We start from the raw sequence: 3,670 nt of genomic DNA, 5'->3' as shown, positions 1-3,670 counted from the left end.
AGGAGGCTCTCTTCCCAGAAGAGAGCTGTCCACCGGACTGAGAGATGGTAATGGAAGCGCCGCAGGCTGTTGAGTTTTCCTAACAGCTAGCAGCTAGAAGCTAGAAGCTCCGCCCGTTCGCACGTTCACCTCGCCACGGTTTTGCATCCCAATAAAAAACTCCCCGATATCGGGGAGTCCATAGTAAAGGGGAATTTTCTTATCTTTCTCTTGTACGGCAGAGGCCGCGGTCGCAGTTCCGGAGGAACCGGAGGAGATGTTCGATTTCCGGAGTGGACGGCAGTTCCTGTTCCATTTCCAGGATGGCGTCGTTCAGCTTCAGGCCGGAACGGAAAATGAGGCGGTATGCCTTTTTCAGGTAGCTCTTCACTTCCGGGGTGATATTGTTCCGGGCCAGACCTACACTGTTCAGGCCTACCACCCGGGACGGGTTGCCGTCGACGATGACGAAGGGGCATACGTCCTGTACAATCTTGGACATGCCGCCAACCATGGCGCAGGCACCAATCTTTACGAACTGGTGGATGCCGCTCATGCCGCCGATGACTGCATGGTCTTCTACGGTTACATGGCCTGCCACGCCGGAGAAGCTGGACATGACGATGTGGTCGCCGAAGTTGCAGTTGTGAGCCACATGGGTGTAGGCCTGCAGCATGTTGTAGGAGCCTACCCGGGTTTCGCAGTTTTCGCCGGTGGCCCGGTGGATGGTCACGTATTCGCGGATCAGGTTGTGGTCGCCGATGACCACGGTGCTGTATTCATCGTGGAATTTCAGATCCTGGGGATCTTCGCCGATGACTGCATGGGGATAAATGTGATTTTCCTTTCCCATGCGTACGTTCTTTGCAATGACTGCGTGGGCGCCGATGACGGAGCCTTCGCCGATTTCACAGTTTTCGCCAATCACCGCGTAAGGTCCGATGACCACATTCTTGTGAATGATGGCAGTCGGGTCGATGATGGCAGTTGGATGGATATTCGGTTCTGCCGATTTGATAACTTTTAATTCCATAATTCCCATTCCCCTTTATTATGATGCGCCGATTTTTGACTGTCGGCCGGTTTTCAGCTTTTATGATTCTCTTTATACATAAATCCCTGGTTTTCTCTCCATTTGAAACGGTGATTTATGGCGATTTATAAGGGGAATCCTTTATTTTTTATTTATTTTCTCGTTATTTCTTGGCCAAATGACCGGGTTTGTGCTGAAAGGAAATATTATTTCTTTGCAGCCGCTTCTTTTTCCTTTGCCTTTTCCTTCTTCTCCGGTGAATCGTTGGGATCCATGAGGTAGAAGAGGAAATCGGCCTCTGCCTTGTGTACGTCGCCTACGTGGCATTCGCAGTGTACCTTGCCCATGCGGCCGATGATTTTCTGGATGACCGCTTTTGTGACCAGCTGGTCTCCCGGCAGCACGGGGGAACGGAACCGTACATGGTCCATACCGATGAACATGGGGATGAGGCCCCGGTTTTCTTCCGGATACTGGAGGGCTACACCGCCGACCTGGGCCATGGCTTCACAGATGAGGGCGCCCGGCATGACAGGGTGTCCCGGGAAGTGGCCCTGGAAGAAGGGTTCATTCATGGTGACGCATTTGATGCCTACGGCATATTTCATGGGGACCATTTCAATGATCTTGTCTACCAGCAGCATAGGATAGCGGTGGGGCAGGATTTCCATAATTTCTTCAACATTTAATTCCATAACAGTTCCTCCTTAACAGCCGGAGTCCCTGGCGGGACCGGTATGAATTTTTTATGGTCAGCGGGTTTCCTGTTCTTTCAGGGCCTGCAGCTTTTCAGAAAGTTCGGCATTCAGCTTGTGGCTGCCCAGCACGGCGATAATGTGGGCGTGGAGGGGTCCTACGAGGGAAATATCTCCGAGAATGTCCAGGATTTTGTGGCGTACCAGCTCATCCGGGAAACGGGGTACCGAGAGGCATCCGTCCTTCGAGTAGATCACCGCATTTTCCAGGGTGCCCCCCTTGCCAAGACCCATTTTCCTCATGGCTTCCAGTTCCCAGGTGAATCCGATGGTCCTGGCGGAAGCGATTTCTTTGATGTAGGAATCGTGGTCAATCACAATGTCCCGCATCTGGGTGCCCAGCATGGGATGGGGATTGATGGAAGTGAAGGTGATGCGGAGTCCGTCGTAGGGGAGGGCGGTGATGAACTTCTCTCCCTCGTACACCGCTACGCTCCGGTCCAGGGTGAGGATCGGGATTTCTTCTTCCTGCTCCCGGATGCCCGCTTCTTCCACCATGTCCACGAAGGTCTTGGCGCTGCCGTCACCTACGGGAGGCTCCGGAGAGTCCATTTCAATGATGCAGTTATCGATTTTCAGGGCATAGAGGGCGGACAGGAGATGCTCCACCGTGAACACCTTGGCCGGCCCTTTTTCCAGGGTGGTGGCCCGCATGGTGCTGGTGATGCAGCGGCTGTCAGCCGGCACTTCCGGCTGGCCGGGAAGGTCCGTGCGGCGGAAAAGGATGCCGGTACCTGCGGGGGCAGGAATCATGGTCATGGTGACCGGCATGCCCGAATGGAGGCCGTTTCCTTTGTAGGAAACGGGCTTTTGAATGGTATGCTGTCTTCTTTTCACAATGAGACACCTTTCATTGATGAATTATTTTTATAATCAATTTATTATACCGTTTTTTACAGTATTACACAAGGGAATGGGGATTGTCGAGATCGAGACTGAGATCGAGATCGAGGTGCGGCGCATAAATCAGATAGCGCCGCGAGTATTGGGTCTTCAGCCTGTGGCTGGGTGCGGGAGCGAACGGGCGGGAGCTTTTAGCTGCCAGCGGTCAGGTAGACGATAGTTGGTAGACGGTAGAAGATAGACGGGGCCAGGCCCTGTGGGCAGCTCTCTTTCGGAAAGAGAGCCTCCGGCAGGGGCAATTACGCGTTTCAGGGATAGAGGCATCGGGATTCTATCTGCAGCGGAGCCGCTGTTTCTGATGACCTCCCCCATCTATGGGGGAAGTGGCGCCGCAGGCGACGGAGGGGGTTCTCGCTAAAGTCGCTCAAACCGTCTCCATCACTAACCTGTAGTCTCACACTGCATGTTTATGTACATAGCCAACCGCCCCCATCTCCTGCTTCGCAGGATGGATGCGGCGAAGCCGCTAATGGATAGTCCCCCTTTTTCAAAGGGGGATGTCACGAAGTGACAGAGGGATTCTGATGGGTCTGCGGCGAAGCCGCTGAACCTCAACTCTCAAATCTCAAATCTCAAATCTTTCATTTTCCCCCTTGCAATTTCAGAAACAATCTGCTATGATAATACAGTCGCAAGCGATGAGGAATCATTCAGCGATGATAGGGGCATAGCGCAATTGATAGAGCAACGGTCTCCAAAACCGTAGGTTGGGGGTTTGAGTCCCTCTGCCCCTGCCAATTTGGCCCAATAGCTCAGCTGGATAGAGCACTTGACTACGAATCAAGGTGTCGGGGGTTCGAATCCCTCTTGGGTCACCAGAGAAAATCCGCTAAACATAGGTTTAGCGGATTTTTTATGTGCATTTACGATTGGATTCACCGGCACGGGACCTTGCGCTTTGCGCCTTGTGCTGACCAGCCGCTTTGCGGCGAACCAGCCTTCCTGGCTGCTAGGGAAACGCTGATTAAATAGGCTTTTTACAAGCGCTAATTATTCACAG

Annotated in this window: 3 protein-coding genes and 2 tRNA genes; 2 read left to right on the top strand and 3 right to left on the bottom strand. The window is 53.0% G+C overall.

Annotation, left to right across the window (positions count from 1 at the left end; translation table 11 throughout):
• Positions 1–199 precede the first annotated feature (199 nt).
• The 3 genes from lpxA to lpxC all read right to left on the bottom strand — a co-directional run bounded on the left by lpxA (position 200) and on the right by lpxC (position 2,604).
• On the bottom strand, positions 200–1,012 hold the full coding sequence (gene lpxA / locus QZR21_RS08610; RefSeq protein WP_296097806.1) for an acyl-ACP--UDP-N-acetylglucosamine O-acyltransferase: 813 nt from the start codon (positions 1,010–1,012) through the stop codon (positions 200–202).
• 206 nt (positions 1,013–1,218) lie between these two features.
• Positions 1,219–1,707 (bottom strand): 3-hydroxyacyl-ACP dehydratase FabZ, encoded by a 489-nt coding sequence (fabZ, locus tag QZR21_RS08605; RefSeq protein WP_296974955.1) that lies wholly within the window; start codon positions 1,705–1,707, stop codon positions 1,219–1,221.
• Between the two features lie 57 nt (positions 1,708–1,764).
• On the bottom strand, positions 1,765–2,604 hold the full coding sequence (lpxC, locus tag QZR21_RS08600; RefSeq protein WP_296097802.1) for a UDP-3-O-acyl-N-acetylglucosamine deacetylase: 840 nt from the start codon (positions 2,602–2,604) through the stop codon (positions 1,765–1,767).
• A 727-nt stretch (positions 2,605–3,331) separates the two neighbouring features.
• On the opposite strand from lpxC, the gene QZR21_RS08595 reads away from it, so the two are divergent.
• Both QZR21_RS08595 and QZR21_RS08590 read left to right on the top strand, forming a co-directional pair.
• Positions 3,332–3,407: transfer RNA gene (locus tag QZR21_RS08595), tRNA-Trp, on the top strand.
• 4 nt (positions 3,408–3,411) lie between these two features.
• Positions 3,412–3,488, top strand: a tRNA-Arg gene (locus QZR21_RS08590).
• The last annotated feature ends 182 nt before the right edge of the window (positions 3,489–3,670 follow it).

The organism is uncultured Dialister sp., from assembly GCF_900541605.1.
GTDB lineage: Bacteria > Bacillota > Negativicutes > Veillonellales > Dialisteraceae > Dialister.
This window is presented reverse-complemented; position numbering and strand designations above follow the sequence as displayed.

What these genes read in the sequence shown, in the direction of transcription:
- lpxA (WP_296097806.1), bottom strand. Translation starts at nt 1,012, where the DNA reads ATGGAATTAAAAGTTATCAAATCGGCAGAACCGAATATCCATCCAACT.
- fabZ (WP_296974955.1), bottom strand. Translation starts at nt 1,707, where the DNA reads ATGGAATTAAATGTTGAAGAAATTATGGAAATCCTGCCCCACCGCTAT.